Origin of the sequence: Bacteroides sp. D20, from assembly GCF_003436255.1 — a bacterium.
In the GTDB taxonomy this organism is placed as follows: Bacteria; Bacteroidota; Bacteroidia; order Bacteroidales; family Bacteroidaceae; genus Bacteroides; species Bacteroides uniformis.
Map to the genome: position 1 here is coordinate 182,015 of NZ_QSOO01000001.1, position 19,163 is coordinate 201,177.

A 19,163-nucleotide genomic window follows, 5' to 3' on the forward strand; every position below is an offset into this window, starting at 1 on the left:
ATTTAAGATATGAAAAAGCAAATTCTATTATTATGTCTTGCGCTGATAAGCCTTTGCGGTTATGCGCAGCAGATAACGATTAAGGGTGTGGTGACTTCGGCCACCGACCAGCAGCCGTTGATTGGAACTACAGTTCAAGTGAAAGGTACCGGTACGGGTACAATTACCGGTATCGACGGTGATTATACATTACCCAATGTAGACAAGAATGCAGTGTTGGTATTCTCTTCTATTGGTTTTGAGTCTCAGGAAATAGCTGTAGGTGGACGTACTGCGATTAACGTGGTACTGAAGGAGGCTGCGGAATTACTGGATGAAGTGGTGGTTATCGGTTATGGTGCTGTGAAAAAGAGCGATTTGACCAGTTCTATTGCTACAGTAAAAGGCGATGAAATCACTGAAACCGTGACCGGTAATGCTATGGATGCTTTGCAGGGTAAGGTAAATGGTGTACAAGTCACCAGTGGTGGTGGCCCTGGAGCTACTCCGAAGGTGCTGATTCGTGGTGTAACTACCGTAAACGGTACGAATCCGTTGTATGTAGTGGATGGTATGCCGGTAGGTGACAATATCAACTTTCTGAATAGTAACGATATTGCTTCCATGGAAGTATTGAAAGATGCTTCGGCTGCCGCTATCTATGGTACACGTGCATCAAACGGTGTCATCCTGATTACTACAAAGAAAGGTAAGACTGGTAAAGCCCGCATCAATTGGAATTCTTCTGTTGGTTTCCAGACCGTGGCCAAACCTAATATTGCCGGTGCGGCTGAATATAAAGAAGTGTTCAATACCCGTTATACGAATGATGGCCTTTCTTCTATCTGGAACGATACGGGTGCTACGACCAATCCCGGTGGTACAGACTGGTGGGATACTGTAGTCAATAAAACAGCTTTGGTGCAGAACCATTCACTTAGTGTTGCCGGTGGCTCAGAACAGTTTGTTTATAACTTTAGCGTGGGCTATTATCGTAACAACTCACAGTTTGATGTAGGTTATTGGGATAAGATAAATATCCGTCTGAATACTGAATATACATTTAATAAGTATGTAAAATTGGGAGTTGATATTGCTCCACGTGTCGAATCATGGGATGATACCCCAAACCAGTTCTCGGCAGCCATGGCTATGGACCCGACAACTCCGGTATTCCGTCCGCAGGACCAATGGGAGGATAATGAGTACAACAACTATCAACGCTCTTACAACAACCAGGAGTGGAATCCCGCCGGTTCAATTGCCCGTAGCAATGCTCATTCTCGCGAGTTGGGTGCCATTCTGAATACCTATCTGCAGGTAAACCCGATAGAAAAGCTGACGTTGCGCACCCAGTTCGGTGCCAATGCCCACTATCGCCGTTCTGATTCATTCGTTCCGAAGTTCAATATGGATCCGTTGGAGAAACAAGACTTGAACGAAATCACCCGCCGCAATCAGGAGTGGTTTGACTGGAACTGGACGAATACAGCCACTTACATGGACACTTTCGCTGAAAAGCACAACTTGAATGTAATGGCTGGCTTTACTGCCGAACGTTTTGCATGGTACAATACTCAGGCACGGCGTGATAATGTTCCCAATAATCTGGACCAGATGCAGGAAGTGAATGCCGGACAGCAGGGTACGGATGAGGCCAACGGTGAAACCACTTACAATACGCTGGTCTCTTTCCTGGGTCGTGTCATGTACAATTACGATAACCGTTACTATATTTCGGCATCTCTTCGTGCTGACGGTTCTTCCCGTTTCCCGAAGGGCAGCAAATATGCCCTCTTCCCGTCTGTTTCCGCTTCCTGGCGTGTCATCAGTGAGGCATTTATGCAGGACCAGGACATCTTCAGTGACCTGAAGCTTCGTGGAGGCTGGGGCCGTGTAGGTAATCAGAATATTAACAATAATGCTACCCTTACTTTGTTGAGCGAAACCCAATACTATTATGGCAATACGTTGGCAAATGGTTACTTCGTGTCTACAGTAGGTAACAACCAGTTGAAGTGGGAGACTGTGGAAGATTGGAACGTAGGTGTGGATATGTCATTCCTTGATTCACGTTTGGGTGTAACATTCGAATATTTCCAGAAAAAGTCCATTGACATGCTCTACCAGAAACAGAACATCCTCTCTTTGGGATATGATAACTGGAACAGCCAGATTTGGATGAACATCGGTAGTATGCAGGCCCGCGGTTGGGAAGTGGGACTTACCTGGCGCGATGAAATCGGCAAGGATTTCTCTTACGATCTTGGTCTGAACCTTTCTGCCGTGCGCAACAAGGCCATCAAGTTCTCGGGCGACGGTCCTATCAATGTTGGTGGATTCAATAGCGACCAGATTATCCGTAACGAAGATGGTGGTTTTATCTCCCGTTTCTACGGTTACGTGGCCGATGGCTTGTTCCAGAATTGGGAAGAGGTGTATGCGCACACTGACGAACACGGAACACTGATTCAGCCCAATGCAAAACCGGGAGACATCCGCTTCAAGGACCGGGACCATAACGGAGTGCTCGATGCCAATGACAAAGATTATATCGGCAATCCTTATCCTGATTTAATGATGGGTCTGACTATTGGTATGCGTTATAAGAACATTGATTTTGCAGCCAATTTCTATGGTACGTTCGGTAATGATATTTACAATGTCACCAAAGGACGGTACTCCGGTTCAGGTGGACAGAATGTCTGGGCAGGTACACTGGAGAAAGCATGGCATGGCGAGGGTACCGGCAATGATATTCCCCGTTTGTCGAGCAATGACTTGAACCTGAACTATAACCGTGTTTCCAGTTTCTATGTGGAAGATGGTTCCTACTTGCGTTGCAAGCTGTTACAGATAGGCTATACGCTTCCTAAGAAATGGGTTGGAGGTGCTGACTTGCGTCTTTCCTTCTCTGCACAGAATCCGTTTACCATTACCGGTTATTCGGGAATGGACCCCGAACGCCCGATGGTTGACGGTACTACCGACAGCTCTGGCAGTGCCATCAATACCGGTATTGACAACGTGGCTTATCCTAATCCGAGAACATTCTTGTTTGGCATTGACTTCAAATTTTAATTCTTGATTATCCATGAAACGAATATTTACAATAGTAGTTCTGATTGCTTCGCTGGTGTTTACCTCTTGCGAGGACTTCCTGACGGAAGACGTACGTGGGCAATTGAACGTGGACACTTATTATAAGTCCATAGAAGAGTGTGAATCCGCAGTCACGAGCTGTTATCAGGCCATGACATATGGAGGATGGTGGCAAATCAACACCGTGTGGTTACTTTCCGAAATGTGTGGAGATGATGCCTGGATGGGGAATACCTCTCAGTCTCAGAGTGATTATATCTCATTGGCGCATTATCAGGGAAACGGTGCCAGCAATGGCCCTATCTCCAATTTTTGGCAGTACCGTTACAAAGGTATTTTACGTTGTAACATAGCCATAGATCGCATTGCGGCTCTCGAAACCCAAGAGACAGAAACCAGAGACCGTCTGGTGGCAGAAGCCCGTTTCCTGCGTGGCTACTATTACTTCGAACTGGTGAGGAATTTTGGAGGAGTGCCTTTGATGACCAGTTTCCAAATGCCGGAAGAAGTGGAGGGAACAGAACGTGCTACGGCAGAAGCCGTGTACAAATTCATAGAAGATGACCTGATGGCAGCTGCCGAAATACTGCCGCAACGCAGTACTGCGCAAGTAGGCCATGCTACCCGTGGAGCCGCTTTAGGACTATTGGGTAAGGTGTATCTCTATCAGGAGAAATGGCAGGCTGCCCATGATGTGTTGAAGACTGTGATAGATGAAGGCGAATACCAATTGCTTCCCGATTTCGGGCAGGTATGGAATGTCGACTATGACAACAGTGCAGAGAACCTTCTGGAAATCCAGTATGAATATCATCCCACTTTGGGCTTAGGGGGAGCGCTTGCTACGGTAACCGGTGCCCGTAACGGTCCCGGTGATGGTTGGAGCTGGTGTCAGCCTACGGCAAATTTGGAACAGGCTTATATTGAGGCCGGTGATACGGAACGTTTGAAGTGGACAATAATCAAGTCGGGCTGTACAGAAATTGCCGGCGAAGACCAATTCGAAGATTTCATTGACGCAAGCAAAGCGTTGAATAAGTACCAGGAATATCTTGATAAATATGGTTGGGATCCCAATTGCTATATTATCAATCCCGCTGACCATAAGTCGGCACGTATCATCCGCAAGTATTTCCTGCCGATGAAATACCGTGCCCAAGGCGATGCGACGGCTTACGCTACGGACAAGAGTCCTTTGAATCATCGTATTCTGCGTTATGCCGATGTACTTTTAATGTATGCTGAGGCTTGCAATGAACTGGGTGATGACGCTTCTGCCCGCGATGCTCTCAATCAGGTGCGCAGACGTGCCAAGTTGGATGACGTTACGGCAAGTGGAAAGGCATTGCAAAGTGCCATTCGCCTGGAGCGCCGTTTGGAATTGGCTTTCGAGCAGAACCGTCTGTATGATATCCGCCGCTGGACTGATACAAATGGTAAAAAGATGATTAGCAATATCCTGGGACCGAACGGTTCCTTTGTGAAGTGGAACACTGAAGAGGCTACCCGTGACGCTCTTGAGTGGGAAAATCAAGGTGAAGCAAGTGACAAAGGCATCACTTTCAATGAAAACCGCGACATGGTGTTCCCCATTCCTTTGTACGAAATCACGATGTCCAACGGTTCCATTACCCAGAACCCGGGTTGGAATTAAACACATTCTGATGAAAACAGATTGTTGCAGGAACTGATTATTCAATAGGTCTTTATATTCTGTCGCGGATAGTTTGCAATGGATTATCCGCGGCAGTTTTTTTAATCCGAAACAATATCATGAATTTGAGACACATTTTTATTCTTCCGGCACTGCTTGCTGCAATGGCTTGCAGCGACGATTCTCCCGTTACGCCGGATACTCCAGACACTCCTGAGGGTCCGGACATTACAAACAGCGTAGAGAAACTGGTGAGCATTGATGCCGGACAGACTTTCCAGACAATAGCCGGCTTTGGCGCTTCGGACTGTTGGTCGCCTGCCTTTGTGGGCAAGTCATGGACTTCGCACCGTGCGGGGATTACGGAACTGCTTTTTTCTTCAGAGATTGTGGGCGGCAAGCCGAAAGGAATCGGCCTTTCCCAATGGCGGGTGAATCTTGGTGGCGGCAGTGCCGCGCAAGGTGAAGCCAGCGGCATCGAGGATAAATCCCGTCGTGCGGAATCCTATCTTACGGATGACTTGACGTACGACTGGACCCGTTGCGAGGGACAACGTTACTTCATGGACCGTGCCAAGGAGCTGGGATGTAACAATTTCGTTCTTTTCAGCAATACACCTCCCGTGCAGTACACCTATAATGGAAAAGGATTTTCCGCCAGAGGGGGACTTTCCAATCTGAAACCGGAGCATTATGGTGACTTTGCAGGATATATGGCCGATGTAGCGGCCCGTTATACCGGTGAAGGCTATCACATAAGCCATATCTCGCCCGTCAACGAGCCGCAGTACAACTGGGACAGCGGTCAGGAGGGCAGTGGCTGGACCAATGACGAAGTGGCTGCACTGGCACGCGAGTTGGATATGTCGTTGGATGACCGGGGGCTTTCCACAGACATTCTCTTGGGCGAATCCGGTGATTGGGAGTATCTGTATAAAGTGAAAGGCGATGCCAACCGCAGTAATATATTCTCAGCTTTCTTTACACCCGGCTCTTCCGCCTACGTGGGTGACTTGGCACACGTGAAGAATCTCATTTGCGGACACAGCTATTGGACTGACGGCACATGGGACGGTATGCGCAACGTGCGCAAGCAAGTGGCCCAGGCTGCCGGTCAGTATAATCTGGATGTTTGGCAGAGTGAATGGAGTATGCTGGGCGATAATTACAGCAGTTCCGAATTTGTGGGCTACGAGCAGGCTTCTGAGATGGATATCGCTTTCTACATGTCGAAGGTCATCCACAATGACCTCACTGTGGCTGGAGTGTCTTCCTGGAGTTACTGGACATCGATGGATGTTTCCCGTTGGGGGCATAAGAACCGTTTTCTCTTGATTTCGCTGGTACCTGCCGGTGGCGAGTATGGTGATATAGAGCAGGAGGGAAGCTATCAGGCTACTGCCACTCTTTGGGTACTGGGCAATTACAGCCGCTTTATCCGTCCGGGATACCGCCGTATTGCCCTCGACTTGAACGAATCGCGTACTTTTTTCGGTTCCGCCTGGCTTTCTCCCGAGGGGGATAAGGTAGTGGCCGTCTATACAAACATGTCTGATAAGGCGGTTCGCTTAGGTGAAACGCATGTGGGATGGAGCAATGAAGCGAAGTCAATAGCTACTTATACAACTACCGGTAGCAAGAATCTGGTGGAAGGAACGGTGGCGGCAGGCAAGCAGGTGATTCTGGAAGCCAAGAGTGTGACAACCGTGGTGTATAGCCTGAAGTAAGGAATTAGTTTAACTTCAAAGAAAATCTATATGAAAATGTATTTTAAGAATAACAGGACTGCTCTTATCTTTTTGCTGGCAATGCTGGTCGTTGCTCCGATAAAGGCGCAGGTGGCATTTGGCGATGCCGCAAAATTCAATGACGGATGGCTGTTCCGGCTGACGGACGACTCGGCTATTGTCCGGACTGACTATAACGACAGCGAATGGCGGAAGCTTTCTTTGCCACACGATTGGTCCATAGAGGGGCAATTGTCGCCCACACTGGCCAGTTGCACCGGGTACCTGCCGGGTGGGATAGGCTGGTATCGCAAACACTTCAGGGTTGAAGACAACGCAACACGTCATTATATCTATTTCGAAGGGGTATATAACCGGAGCGAGGTTTACCTGAACGGGCATCTGCTTGGCAGGCGCCCCAACGGCTATGTATCGTTTCTTTACGACATGACCCCTTACCTGAAGGAAGGCGACAATGTGCTGGCTGTCCGTGTAGACCATAGCCGTTATGCCGATTCACGTTGGTATACGGGGTCGGGCATCTATCGCGATGTATGGCTGGTGGCTGCTCCCGATACACATATTGCGCAATGGGGTGTGGGCTGGCATGCCGCTTCGCTGACAGACAAGCAAGCCGTCGTTGCGGTCGATGTAGAGGTGGAGAAGCACAAGGCAACTTCCGACAAACTGGAACTGAAGGCTTCACTGTACGATACTGCCGGAAAGCAGGTGGCACAACGCCGTGTGCGTGTTGCCGATGGAAAAGAGGGCATTGCCAAGCAAAGTCTTGACTTGAAAGTGTCCAAACCCCATCGTTGGAATCTGGATAATCCGTATCTGTATACATTGAAAACCGAATTGCTTGCCAATGGCAAACGCATTGACGGCAGTGAGACCAAAGTGGGACTGCGTACGCTGGAATTTGATGCCAACAAAGGTTTTGCCCTCAACGGCAACTGGATGAAGGTAAAAGGTGTATGCCTACATCATGATGCAGGAGTGCTGGGTGCAGTAGTGCCGCCGGAGGTATGGGAACGCCGCCTGAATAACTTGAAAGGGATTGGCGTAAATGCCATCCGCATGAGCCATAACCCACAAGCCCCCGTTCTTTATGAACTGTGTGACCGCCTGGGATTTCTTGTAATGGATGAAGTCTCTGACGAATGGGAGTTTCCGAAACGCAAATGGGTACAAGGCTGGAATGTGGGTACTCCGAGTTATGACGGTACTTTCGACTTCTTCGAGGAGTGGATAGAACGGGACGTAACCGATATGGTACGTCGTGACCGCAATCATACCTGTATTTTCTTGTGGAGTATCGGCAATGAAGTGGATTATCCGAACGACCCTTATTCGCATCCCGTTCTTGATGGAGCTAAAATCAACCAGCCTATGTTCGGGGGCTATAAGCCGGATGCTCCCGATGCCATGCGCATCGGAACCATAGCAAAGCGTCTGGCTGCCTGTGTACGTGCCGTGGACACTTCCCGTCCCGTGACCGGAGCTTTGGCGGGGGTCGTGATGTCGAACGAGACGGAGTATCCCGATGCTGTGGATGTGGTGGGGTATAACTATACGGAAAACCGCTACGACCAAGACCATGCCACTTATCCGGACCGCATTATCTATGGAAGCGAGACGGGTTCGGGGCTTGATGCCTGGTATGCCGTCCGCGACAAGGATTTCATCTTCGGGCAGTTCATCTGGACCGGTACGGATTATCTGGGTGAATCGGGCAGATGGCCGTCCCGCGGTTTGTACACGGGTTTGCTCGATTTCGGAAGTTTCCCCAAGCCACGCGGACATTTCCGGGCTTCGTTGTGGTGCGAGAATCCGGTCACGTATGCAGGAACATATCCGGTATATGTCAATCCCAAGCATCCCGAGCATGTATTCCTTTCGCCTGATGCATGGGACATCTGGAACTATGACGAGGGGCAGAACATACGTGTGGTGTGTTATACCAATGCTCCGCAGGCGCGTTTGCTGCTCAACGGCAGGGTGGTAGGCGAGATGAAACCTTATGATGAAAAGACCGGCATCATCTACTGGGATATTCCTTTCCGGGCTGGTGAGCTTCGTACTGAGGGCTGCGATAAGGAAGGAAATGCCTTGTCGAGCTATTCCATCCGGACATCCGGACGTCCTTATGCCATCCGTGCCACGGCGGATCGCACTATTTTGTCCGGCGACCGCGCCACTGCGCACATCACCGTAGAGGTGGTTGACGAAGAAGGTACTGTTGTGAAACTTGGCGACAATGAAATTACGTGTACAGTTGAAGGAGCGGCGCGTCTGCTTGGGCTCGAAGGCTCTGACAACAGTGACATGAGTGATTATACCGATAACCGTCACCGCGTATACCACGGGCGTTTGCTGGCCTATATACAGACTACCGGAGGAGAGGGACCGGTTAAAGTAAAGTTTGCTTCCCCCCTTCTGAAAGGAACTGAAGTAAAGTTTGAAGTAGGGCAGTAGTACACTACTATGGACTTATGTTTGTGCCATCGTATTGGCACAGTCGTGCCAGTACGATGGCAAGGCTGTGCCAGTATGGTGGCACAACTTTGCCAATGCGATGGCACGGGTTGTGCATTTCTTACAGAATGTATTGCACTTCCTTGAACAGATATTCCCGTTCACTTCCTCCTTCATCCTCCAGCACGAACCGTCCGTCTTGCTCTACACGCAGCAACCGGGCAAGGAACTTGCCGTTGGCATCTTCATAAGGGTGCAATCCCCGGCGACGGAAAAGGGAGCGGGCATACCGTGTGGATATCTCGTCGGAGTAGACGGCGAAGTCCTCCATTGGGAGGCTGTTGTAGTAGATTTGTACACGTCTCAGGATATGGGCAAGGATTTCATAACGGTCGTGCTCCTTTCCGGTGATTTGTTTCAGTGAGACGGGGTTGGGAGCATCACTGTTGAAGACTTCCTGGTTGATGTTGATGCCGATTCCGGCAATGCTGCGCTTGATATGATGTCCGGAAAGGTCGTTCTCTATCAGTATGCCGCAGATTTTCTTGTCTTTCCAATAAATGTCGTTCGGCCATTTGATGGTGATTTCATCAGACCATCTGCTCAGTTCTTCCTTAATGGCGAGGGAAACGATTTGTGAAAGGATGAACTGTCGGCGAGCTTCCAGAAAAGAAGGGTAGAGTACAAAGCTGAAAAGCAGGTTCTTGCCTTCTTCAGCTTCCCAGGTATTGCCGCGCTGGCCTTTACCGGCAGTTTGGAACTCGGCAGTCACGGTTGTTAGTTCGGCAACGGATTCTTGCAACTGGTTGCAAAGCTGGCTGAGGTATTGGTTGGTCGATGCCGTCTCGTCCAATGCCACCAGCGGGAACGGGAATGTGTCAGGGCAGGGCTTCATATTCGGTACGCATTTTTTTGGTGAACTTCTTCAATACTTCTTCCACGGAGTGGTCTATCAGTTGCTTCAACAGTTTGTCGTCGACGTCACCGTCAAGGAACACCTGGTTCCAGTACTTTTTGTTGAAGTGATAGGCACCTTCGATGGCAACATAGTGCTCCCGCAGTTCGAGTGCATATTCGGGGTCGCATTTCAGACAAATCTTGTTGGCGCTTTCCAGGTCGATAAGTGCAAACATTTTATTCATGACTTTCATCACGAGCGAGTATTCGTCAAACGGAAAGCATTCCGTGACGGCTTTTTTGCTGAGGCAATATTCGCGGGCGGTTTCGATGTCCATGATGGTATTTACGGTTTTACGGTTTACAATTTACGATTGAAATAACTCTTGCTTGTCAATTTTCAACTCTCAGAACATCGGCGGATAGAAGGCTTCTTTGAGATGCTCTATCCTGAATGCACCCGGTTCGCCTACAGCCGTTATGATGTCGAAGCGGACGGGTGCATCCAAGCAGAAGTGCTTGATATAGGCATCGACCGCTACGACAATACGTCGTATTTTCTGCCAGTTCACGGCATCCTGCGGCTCAATGTAATCCGTATTGCTACGGGTTTTCACTTCCACAATAATCAGTTCCTTATCTTTGTCGGCTACAATATCCAGCTCAAGGTGATTCTTCCGCCAGTTACGGTCACGTATGGTGTAACCGTTCTGTTCCAAGTATTTGGCAGCGGCGTCTTCACCGGCTTTTCCAAGAATATTGTGTGCACTCATTATTCTGCGTGTCTGGCAGGCATCAGCATGCCGTCGTGTCCAGGACGGAAGATAGCGGGCAACTTATAAGTTTTACCATCCAATGTATTGACCACTGCACTGCGCGTTTGGGGGGCTGGATTTGTACCGGTAATCAGTTCAATGGCCTTGGCATACAGAGGTTCTTCATTGTTTCCATAATCTTTATGAATATAGAATACACCTTGTTCGTTATAAGGATTGGTTTCGTCCATCAATATATCGGGTTCAAATCCTTTTTCATACTCCCCGAATCCTTTGGCGTTATAGCTTTGGAAGGTGATAGGAACAACACGATATGTGTTATTTCGGACAGTGTACTCCTCATATTCCATACCTACGTTCTTACCAGTGGTCTTTTCACCTATAAGTATTACGTCCAAATCTATTCCTTCTAAGGAATTAATGACGAGTTCACTGGCAGAGGCCGTTCCATTTCCGACAAGGCAGTAGACGCGGGGAAGATTGAGGCTTCCGGCTGATAAGGAAGTACCCAAGTTGGGGTAACTGGAGTATGCAAATAATTCATCTTCCCGTTTGTTATTGAGTTTTGCCATTCTTTCATCATTGTATCGTAAACTGCTGAATACTTTACCTTGAGAAGCAGTACCGGCAATACAAGTCGCTATCAGATTAGCTGACATGGTATGCCCACCACCATTGTACCGCAAGTCCAGAATCAAATCTGTGACGTTCTTGTTCTTAAAATCTTTGAAAACATTGAATAATTCTTGGTCAAAGCTTGCCTCGAACCCAGAATAAACGAGGTAACCGATTCTATGTCCTTCTATGTCTTCCTTGACATTACTGAAGATGACGGGGTTGTTGTATGTGGCTTTGGAAGTTATGGTGTATTCCTTTTGCCCGGTAATGGTGCCTCCTTCTACGACATCTTCTGTCAAAGTATAGTTGATAGTTGCATCCGGTAACAATATGTCGTAATAGAAGTTATTAATATTGTTATTATTTATCTTCTTTCCATTTATCAGGCTTATCATTGCTCCTCGTTTGAGTCCAGCTTCGGAGGCCGGTGAATCGGGATATACGCCTTGGAGACAGAAATAAATGGTATTTTCTGCTTGTGTGCCAATGCTTATGGGGGTTATACCGGTGATACCGAAACTATATGCCAGTTCCTTGTTTACAATTTTGGTGGTACGGGTTGAACTAATATTGGGCAATAGCTGGATATAAGAGAAAAGATTATAATATGTCTTGCCGTCGCTACCGACATATGTTTTTTTATCCAATGTATTGGTAGTCATACTTCCCAATGCATCATAGAAGAAGTCTTCATAGCCTTTGTTATGGTCAAGATTCAACGTTTTGTATTCATCGTTCCAGAGATACATTTCCCTCAGATATTCATCAACTTTTGCGTTAATCTCCATATCTTCAGTGGTTTGGGGAACACTGGTCCCCTTTTGTGTAACTTCAAAACTTGCAGGAGAATAGCCGTCTATATTAATGGAAATTCTGGCTGTCCGGTCGGTGGTGGAACTTGTACTTACAGATAATTTCAAGGTGCTTTGTCCTTTTGTACCCGAGGTCGTATTCAGTTTGCACCAATCCGCTCCTGAGGTGACGGAAGCTACCCATTTGGCTGCAGCATTGAAGCTTACAGACAACTCATTATCCTGGCTGATCTCCAGGGATTTTCCCTCTGTCCAACTCTGATTGGTTATGCCGGTATTAAGTTTATTATCGTCATCGTCACTACATGAGATAAAACTTATACTGAACAATGTGAGTAGAAAGAAACTAAGATAATTTACATGTTTCATACCTTTTAAATTTAGAACTCTCCAAAAATACGTTTTTAATTACTAAATTAAAATGTTTTTAAGAAATACTTTAAGTTTACCGGTCAAAAAAATATTTCAGTGCTATTTAAGTGTTTCCGATATAAAAATTACGTAGGTTCGTTTTGTTTTTACAGAAGTAAAAGTAATTTTGCAGGAAATATGAGAAAGAGAGATAAAACGTGTGCGAAAGCAACGCCCGAAGAACCGAAACGCGAGCAGCGCATGGTATGCCTGATGAGCGAGGAAGAGCAGCGGATTGTGGACCGTTATCTGGAGAAATACAAGATAACGAACAAGTCGCGTTGGCTGCGGGAGACTATTCTCATGTTTATTCATAAGAATATGGAAGAGGATTATCCTACTTTGTTCGGTGAGCACGACATGAGGAGGTGAAAATTAAAAATTAAAGGGGGTGGCGTTGGACGATAGCTATTATATGAAGCAGGCGCTTTTGGAAGCCCATAAGGCCGGTGAACGGGGAGAAGTTCCCGTAGGTGCAGTTGTGGTGTGCAAGGACCGTATCATAGCTCGTGCCCATAATTTGACGGAGACTTTGACGGATGTCACCGCCCATGCCGAGATGCAAGCCATTACCGCTGCCGCTGCAACTCTTGGCGGCAAATATCTGAATGAATGTACTCTCTATGTCACAGTGGAACCCTGCGTGATGTGTGCTGGTGCCATTGCCTGGGCGCAGATGGGACGTCTGGTGTTTGGTGCTGAAGATGAGAAAAGAGGGTATCAGCGCTATGCCTCGCAGGCATTGCATCCCAAAACACAAGTAGTAAAAGGAATTCTGGCAGATGAATGTGCCGCCCTGATGAAAGAGTTCTTTGCCGCCAAGCGCAAATAATCTCTAATCCTTTATCCCTAATCTCTACTCTTTGATTTCTTCAAAATCCACATACTCTCCCTCGTCTTTGGAGAACAGTTTCTTGTGGCGGGGGCGTATTTCACCTTCTTCAGTTTGTGCCTCCTCAGACGATTGTCTATTATCATTGTAGGAATACCCTCCCGGCTGGTAATTACCATTTCCTTTTTGGTAGGGACCGGAGTTGGAGGAAGTACGGCGTCCGCCCAATCCGAATATGTTCCGGATGACAGTACCGATAATGCTGAGGCCAATGAGCAGAATGGCAATTATGATGATGAATAAAAATCCTAAAATATGAAACATGGGCTAATGTCTTTTTATGTGTTCGTTTTCTGCGAACTTCAATACAACAACCGTGCCAAAGATTTGTTTATTTACTTTTCCTTGTAATAAGCGAAAGCAGTATATACCAGACGATGATTGCAGAAAAGCTGCAGATTCCCAAGAAGATGAGGAACGGAATGCAGACAAGCAGGAAAATGAAGCTTGTTTTATTGTCTTTCCATGACAGATTCTTGAATTTGAGTGAGAACATTGGAATCTCCGATACAAGCAGCCATGAGAAAAGGCAGACCAGCAGCAACAGATAAACCGGATGGAAATTGCTGCTCACCAGCCAGTCGTGAGCGCCCGTCACCAATGAAGCCCAGAACAAGGCGTTTGCCGGGACGGGAAGTCCTACGAAAGAGCTCGTCTGGCGGGTATCGTTGTTGAACTTGGCAAGCCGCAGTGCAGAGAATACGGACAAAAGAAATGCGAGATAGGGGAAAACGCCGGCCAAGCTTTCCATTGCGCCCGAATAGTCCATTTCCTTGAACAAGGAAAATACAATCAGGGAAGGGGCCACTCCGAAACTGACATCATCTGCCAGAGAATCCAAATCCTTGCCGATAATGGAGTGTGCGTCCAGTGCACGTGCCATCATGCCGTCGAAGAAATCGAATACGGCACTGAAGATAATGAAAGCGAGTGCCCATTCATATCTGGCTTCGAATGCCATGACACAAGCAATACACCCGGAGAATAGGTTCAGGCAGGTCAGAGTATTTGGAATATGGCGGGTAATGCAGTTTGCCATTGTTGTTCTTTTATTATTTAAGTTTGGCTATCACAGTCTGATTGCCGGTAGTCAGTTGTCCTAGTTTAACGAATACTTCGGTGCCCAACGGTAGAAAGACATCCACGCGGGAGCCGAATTTGATGAAACCCATATGTTCGTCAATATAGCATTCCTCGCCCGGTTCGGCATAGGTCACGATGCGGCGCGCCATGGCTCCGGCTATCTGTCGTGCCATAATCTCCACGCCTTCCGGAGTTTCTATTACTACGGTGGAACGCTCGTTGTCGGTGCTGGCTTTGGGCAGCCAGGCTTTCATGAACTTCCCGTTTTTGTGCCACACCTTCTTTACCGTACCATCTACCGGATACCAGTTGGCGTGTACATTAACCAGACTCATGAATATAGATACCATGATACGGCGGTCGTGGAAGTATTCGTTTTCCTCCACTTCTTCCACCACTACGATTTTACCGTCGGCAGGAGCTACCACGACTTTCTCCGTTTCTTGTCCGAACAAACGGATGGGGCAGCGGAAGAAGTTCACGAGTATGCCATATACTATGAGGCTGATGACCGCTACTACGTAAAAAGGAACTTTGCATTCCAATCCGAAGTAAAGGGCAGTGTTGACAGCCAGAATCAGAACCAGGCTGCCTGCCAATGTATGTGTTCCTTCACGGTGTATGCGTATCTTTTTTAATCTTTTTAATCGACCCATGTATATCGTATTTGCTAATTTAGATAGAAATTATCTGCAAAAATAGGCTTATTTTGAAAATCTAACAAGGATTTGGAGAGAGAAATGTGCATGTTGATAACTTTTTGGGAAATATTTTTGTTAGCTGTGATAGAGGTTGTAATTTTAGGCTCTCAATAGAAAGGATATATATGCAAGATTTTGTTCATTTACATGTCCATACCCAATACTCTCTTCTGGATGGTCAGGCAAGTGTCAGTAGGCTGGTTGACAAGGCCATGAAGGATGGTATGAAAGGCATTGCCGTGACCGACCATGGAAATATGTTCGGTATCAAGGAGTTCACCAACTATGTCAACAAGAAGAACAGCGGGCCGAAGGGGGAGATAAAGGATCTCAAGAAAAGGATTGCCGGTATTGAAAGCGGTGAGATAGAGTGTGAAGACAAGGAAGCGGAGATTGCCGATTGCCGTGCCAAGATGGCAGAAGCGGAAAGCAAGTTGTTCAAGCCGATTGTAGGCTGTGAAATGTATGTGGCCCGCCGAACCATGGATAAGAAGGAGGGGAAGCCAGACCAGAGTGGCTATCACCTGATTGTGCTGGCAAAGAATGAGAAGGGGTATCACAATCTGATAAAACTTGTATCGCATGCCTGGACAAGGGGATACTATATGCGTCCGCGTACAGACCGCAGTGAACTGGAAAAGTATCATGAGGGGCTGATTGTCTGCTCGGCTTGTATCGGTGGCGAGGTTCCTAAGAAGATTATCAATGACCAGCTGGAAGAGGCAGAAGAAGCTGTACGCTGGTATAAGAATCTGTTTGGCGATGATTACTATCTGGAGCTTCAGCGCCATAAAGCCACTGTTCCCCGTGCCAACCACGAAGCCTATCCGCTTCAGCAGAAGGCGAATGCCAAGTTGCTGGAGCTTGCCCGGAAATATGACATTAAGGTTATCTGCTCCAATGACGTCCACTTTGTGGATGAAGAGAATGCAGAAGCGCACGACCGCCTGATTTGTCTGAGCACGGGTAAAGATCTGGATGACCCTACCCGAATGCTTTATACCAAGCAGGAATGGATGAAGACAAAGGCTGAGATGAACGCCTTGTTTGAGGATGTTCCCGAAGCCTTGTCCAATACCTTGGAGATTTTGGACAAGGTGGAATATTATTCCATCGACCACGCTCCTATTATGCCTACGTTTGCTATTCCGGAAGATTTCGGAACGGAAGAGGGCTATCGGCAGAAATATACCGAAAAGGACTTATTTGATGAGTTTACCCAGGATGAAAACGGCAAGGTGGTGCTGGATGAGGATGCCGCCAATGCCAAGATAAAGCGTCTGGGGGGCTACGACAAGCTGTACCGTATCAAGCTGGAAGCCGACTATCTGGCAAAATTGGCATTCGACGGTGCTAAAAAACTGTACGGTGATCCCTTGTCCGACGAGGTGAAGGAACGTCTGGTCTTTGAGCTGTACATCATGAAGACGATGGGTTTCCCGGGATACTTCTTGATTGTGCAGGACTTTATCAATGCCGCCCGCACACAGCTGGGCGTTTCGGTAGGACCGGGACGTGGTTCGGCTGCCGGCTCGGCGGTGGCCTATTGCTTGGGCATCACGAAAATAGACCCGATTCAATACGACCTTCTGTTCGAGCGTTTCTTGAATCCCGACCGTATCTCTTTGCCTGATATCGATGTGGACTTCGATGATGACGGGCGTGGAGAAGTGCTCCGCTGGGTGACGGAGAAGTACGGGCAAGAGAAGGTGGCGCACATCATTACATATGGCACGATGGCGACCAAGATGGCCATCAAGGACGTGGCGCGCGTGCAGAAACTGCCTTTGAGCGAATCGGACCGTCTGTGCAAGCTCGTGCCGGATAAGATTCCCGACAAGAAACTCAACCTGCCCAATGCCATTGCCTACGTGCCCGAATTGCAGGCTGCGGAGGCTTCGCCCGATCCCCTGGTGCGCGATACGATGAAATATGCCAAGATGCTGGAAGGTAATGTACGCGGTACGGGTGTGCATGCCTGCGGTACTATTATTTGCCGTGACGACATCACGGATTGGGTACCCGTCAGCACGGCGGATGATAAGGAGACGGGCGAGAAGATGCTCGTTACCCAATACGAAGGTTCCGTCATCGAAGATACGGGACTTATCAAGATGGACTTCCTCGGACTGAAAACCTTGTCCATCATTAAGGAAGCCGTTGCCAATGTACGTCTGCACCGCGGCTTGGAACTCGACATCGACAAGATATCCATTTCCGACCCTGCTACCTATAAACTCTATTGCGACGGCCGCACCATCGGTACGTTCCAGTTTGAATCGGCCGGTATGCAGAAATATCTGCGTGAGTTGCAACCTAGCACTTTCGAGGACTTGATTGCCATGAATGCCCTCTACCGTCCGGGACCTATGGATTATATCCCCGACTTCATCGACCGTAAGTGGGGACGCAAGCCCATCGAGTATGACATCCCCATCATGGAGAAGTATCTGAAGGATACCTACGGCATTACGGTCTACCAGGAGCAGGTCATGCTTCTGTCGCGTTTGCTGGCAGACTTCACCCGTGGTGAGTCCGATGCCTTGCGTAAGGCGATGGGTAAGAAACTGCGTGACAAGCTGGACCACATGAAGCCGAAATTCATTTCGGGCGGACAAAAGAACGGCCACGACCCGAAAGTGCTTGAGAAAATCTGGGCCGACTGGGAAAAGTTTGCATCCTATGCCTTCAACAAGTCACATGCCACTTGCTATTCGTGGGTGGCCTATCAGACGGCTTTCCTCAAGGCCAACTATCCGGCCGAATACATGGCGGCGGTCATGAGCCGAAGTTTGGCGAATATTACCGATATAACCAAACTGATGGACGAATGCAAGGCAATGGGCATCAATACATTGGGGCCGGATGTGAATGAAAGTAACCTGAAGTTCACCGTGAACAAGGAAGGCAATATCCGTTTTGGTCTTGGCGCGGTGAAAGGGGTAGGCGAGGGTGCTGTGCAGAGCATCATGGAGGAACGCGAGAAGAATGGTCCTTTCAAGGGTATATTTGATTTTGTGCAGCGTGTCAATCTGACAGCCTGCAACAAGAAGAATCTGGAATGTCTTGCTTTGGCGGGCGGGTTCGACAGCTTCCCGGAGCTGAAGCGAGAGCAGTATTTTGCCGTAAATTCCAAGAACGAGGTCTTCCTCGAAACCTTGGTGCGGTATGGTAACCGTTACCAGGCCGACCAGGCTGCGGCTGCAAACTCCTTGTTCGGCGGTGAGAATGTGGTGGATATCGCCACTCCGGAAATACCGGTAGCGGAACGTTGGAGCGACCTCGACCGTTTGAACCGGGAGCGCGATTTGGTAGGTATCTATCTGTCCGCACACCCGTTGGATGAGTATTCCGTAGTTCTGGAGCATGTTTGCAACACTCACATGGCAGAGCTGGAAGATAAGACGGCACTTGTGGGACGCGAAATAACAATGGGTGGCATCGTGACCGCCGTGCGTCGCGGTATCAGCAAAAATGGAAATCCTTACGGCATAGCCAAGATTGAAGACTATTCCGGTTCGGCAGAGCTTCCTTTCTTCGGAAATGATTGGGTGACCTATCAGGGGTATCTGGGTGAACGTACCTTCTTGTTCATCAAAGCCCGTTGCCAGCCCAAGCAATGGCGGCAGGATGAGTTGGAGCTGAAGATAACCTCCATGGAACTGTTGCCTGACGTCAAGGAGAAACTGATTGAGAAGATAACCATTCTCATTCCGCTGAGTGTGCTGAACAAGGCTTTGATAACTGAACTGGCGGAACTGACCAAGGAACGTCCGGGCAGTACGGAGCTTTATTTCAAAGTCAGAGATGAGGATAGCAAGATGACGGTCGATTTGATTTCCCGTCCCGTGAAGCTTTCCGTGGGGCGTGAACTGATTACTTATTTAAAAGAGCGTTCGGATCTTGAGTTCAGGATTAATTAGTTATCTTTGTTGGAAAACGAAGATAGGCTGCATCTCAGCATAAAAAATGAACTAGTTCATTTTGTTTTGCATTCGGTTTGCACTATCTTTGCTTCGAAAGCGAAGGTTGA

General features: G+C 48.0%; 14 protein-coding genes. 7 read left to right on the forward strand and 7 right to left on the reverse strand.

The genetic code is table 11. From position 1 onward, the window contains the following. Positions 1-9 precede the first annotated feature (9 nt). The 4 genes from DXD78_RS00755 (at position 10) to DXD78_RS00770 (ending at position 8,940) form a co-directional block, all read left to right on the forward strand. Positions 10-3,060 carry a TonB-dependent receptor gene (locus DXD78_RS00755; protein ID WP_009037198.1) on the forward strand — a complete coding sequence of 1,017 codons (3,051 nt, stop codon included), beginning with the start codon at positions 10-12 and terminating at the stop codon, positions 3,058-3,060. Positions 3,061-3,073: 13 nt separating this feature from the next. Beyond that, the gene (locus DXD78_RS00760; RefSeq protein WP_009037197.1) at positions 3,074-4,735 is read left to right on the forward strand and encodes a RagB/SusD family nutrient uptake outer membrane protein; all 1,662 of its coding nucleotides are present in this window, start codon (positions 3,074-3,076) and stop codon (positions 4,733-4,735) included. Between the two features lie 119 nt (positions 4,736-4,854). After that, on the forward strand, positions 4,855-6,462 hold the full coding sequence (locus DXD78_RS00765; protein WP_005824217.1) for a glycoside hydrolase: 1,608 nt from the start codon (positions 4,855-4,857) through the stop codon (positions 6,460-6,462). 36 nt (positions 6,463-6,498) lie between these two features. Next, positions 6,499-8,940: a sugar-binding domain-containing protein gene (locus tag DXD78_RS00770; RefSeq protein ID WP_009037196.1), complete on the forward strand. Its 2,442-nt coding sequence runs from the start codon at positions 6,499-6,501 to the stop codon at positions 8,938-8,940. Positions 8,941-9,061: 121 nt separating this feature from the next. Here the strand turns inward: DXD78_RS00770 and DXD78_RS00775 are convergent, their stop codons facing one another. From DXD78_RS00775 to DXD78_RS00790, 4 genes are all read right to left on the reverse strand, one after another. After that, on the reverse strand, positions 9,062-9,835 hold the full coding sequence (locus DXD78_RS00775) for a biotin--[acetyl-CoA-carboxylase] ligase (RefSeq protein ID WP_009037195.1): 774 nt from the start codon (positions 9,833-9,835) through the stop codon (positions 9,062-9,064). Further along, positions 9,819-10,175 (reverse strand): MmcQ/YjbR family DNA-binding protein, encoded by a 357-nt coding sequence (locus DXD78_RS00780; protein WP_005824210.1) that lies wholly within the window; start codon positions 10,173-10,175, stop codon positions 9,819-9,821. Before DXD78_RS00780 ends, DXD78_RS00775 begins: the two co-directional genes overlap by 17 nt. Before the next feature lie 69 nt (positions 10,176-10,244). Beyond that, a complete protein-coding gene (locus tag DXD78_RS00785; RefSeq protein WP_117652457.1) occupies positions 10,245-10,610 on the reverse strand; it encodes a YraN family protein in 366 nt (121 codons plus the stop codon). Beyond that, positions 10,610-12,412 (reverse strand): S41 family peptidase, encoded by a 1,803-nt coding sequence (locus DXD78_RS00790; protein ID WP_009037194.1) that lies wholly within the window; start codon positions 12,410-12,412, stop codon positions 10,610-10,612. The genes DXD78_RS00785 and DXD78_RS00790 overlap by 1 nt, the downstream gene beginning before the upstream one ends. Before the next feature lie 180 nt (positions 12,413-12,592). Here DXD78_RS00790 and DXD78_RS00795 point away from each other — a divergent pair, with 180 nt between their 5' ends. Further along, positions 12,593-12,826, forward strand: a complete 234-nt coding sequence (locus tag DXD78_RS00795; RefSeq protein WP_005824205.1) for a hypothetical protein — start codon at positions 12,593-12,595, stop codon at positions 12,824-12,826. Between the two features lie 25 nt (positions 12,827-12,851). Further along, entirely contained in the window at positions 12,852-13,286 is a 435-nt protein-coding gene (locus tag DXD78_RS00800) for a nucleoside deaminase (protein WP_009037193.1), read from the forward strand. A gap of 24 nt (positions 13,287-13,310) precedes the next feature. On the opposite strand, the gene DXD78_RS00805 is transcribed toward DXD78_RS00800, so the two are convergent. From DXD78_RS00805 to DXD78_RS00815, 3 genes are all read right to left on the reverse strand, one after another. Next, entirely contained in the window at positions 13,311-13,610 is a 300-nt protein-coding gene (locus DXD78_RS00805; protein WP_005824202.1) for a DUF4834 family protein, read from the reverse strand. A 67-nt stretch (positions 13,611-13,677) separates the two neighbouring features. Further along, positions 13,678-14,385: a CDP-diacylglycerol--serine O-phosphatidyltransferase gene (pssA, locus tag DXD78_RS00810; RefSeq protein WP_005835110.1), complete on the reverse strand. Its 708-nt coding sequence runs from the start codon at positions 14,383-14,385 to the stop codon at positions 13,678-13,680. 13 nt (positions 14,386-14,398) lie between these two features. Further along, complete coding sequence (locus tag DXD78_RS00815) at positions 14,399-15,085, reverse strand: phosphatidylserine decarboxylase family protein (protein ID WP_005824199.1); 687 nt, start codon at positions 15,083-15,085, stop codon at positions 14,399-14,401. 170 nt (positions 15,086-15,255) lie between these two features. On the opposite strand from DXD78_RS00815, the gene dnaE reads away from it, so the two are divergent. Then, complete coding sequence (gene dnaE / locus DXD78_RS00820; RefSeq protein ID WP_009037192.1) at positions 15,256-19,053, forward strand: DNA polymerase III subunit alpha; 3,798 nt, start codon at positions 15,256-15,258, stop codon at positions 19,051-19,053. The last annotated feature ends 110 nt before the right edge of the window (positions 19,054-19,163 follow it).